The organism is Photobacterium sp. DNB22_13_2 (assembly GCF_052873915.1).
Genome location: NZ_JBNNXU010000271.1, coordinates 1 through 239, shown reverse-complemented (window position 1 = coordinate 239; position 239 = coordinate 1). Strand labels below are relative to the sequence as shown.

The following is a 239-nucleotide window of genomic DNA, read 5'->3' as shown; positions in this document are numbered from 1 at the left end:
CCCCCAGCCTGCTGTTCAACACCAAAGACGAGCTGCAGGCGCGCTGGGCACGGCGTCTGTGCCACCGGCATGTCGAACTGCCCCGGCACATGCTGCCCTCGCCTCAGGCCTTTGTGGCGGCCGCAGTTGCTGGCATGGGATGGGGTCTGCATCCGCAGACGCTGATCACGTCGCACCTCAAGGCGGGCACACTGGTTGAACTGGTGCCCGACACGCCGCTGGATGTGCCGCTGCACTGG

At 66.9% G+C, this 239-nt stretch carries 1 protein-coding gene; it reads left to right on the top strand.

Translation table 11 applies throughout. The features are described 5' to 3' along the window. The coding region (locus tag ACVA58_RS28625; RefSeq protein WP_446513612.1) for a hypothetical protein at positions 1-239 on the top strand (239 nt) is incomplete at both ends.